Here is a 302-nt window from a genome sequence, read left to right on the forward strand (position 1 = left end):
GCAGCCCACTGTTTAAGACGCCCTGGGGTCCAGCGTTGCTGCTTGCTGTGACGTTCCGGCATGTGCTCAGGGAGCGTGCTCATCCCCGGGATGGTTTTACGTGGATGGCTCGCGACCAGCTGTTGCTGGTGATAGACCTGAAGCAGGGTATCGCCCGCATGGAGCTCCAGTTGCTGACCCACATACTGGTGTGGCACCGAGTAATGGTGCTGCTCATAACTGACGTGATAGTCGATGTTGACCTTGACCGTTTTGATGGCGACATAGCGATAGGGATGCACCGGCAGTGGTCCCAGTGCCGG

General features: G+C 58.3%; 1 pseudogene. It reads right to left on the minus strand.

From position 1 onward, the window contains the following. A pseudogene (locus J9892_RS25255) lies at positions 1-302 on the minus strand (IS21 family transposase); the annotation flags it as partial.

It is taken from the genome of Aeromonas sp. Prich7-2 (assembly GCF_017939255.1).
GTDB lineage: Bacteria > Pseudomonadota > Gammaproteobacteria > Enterobacterales > Aeromonadaceae > Aeromonas > Aeromonas caviae.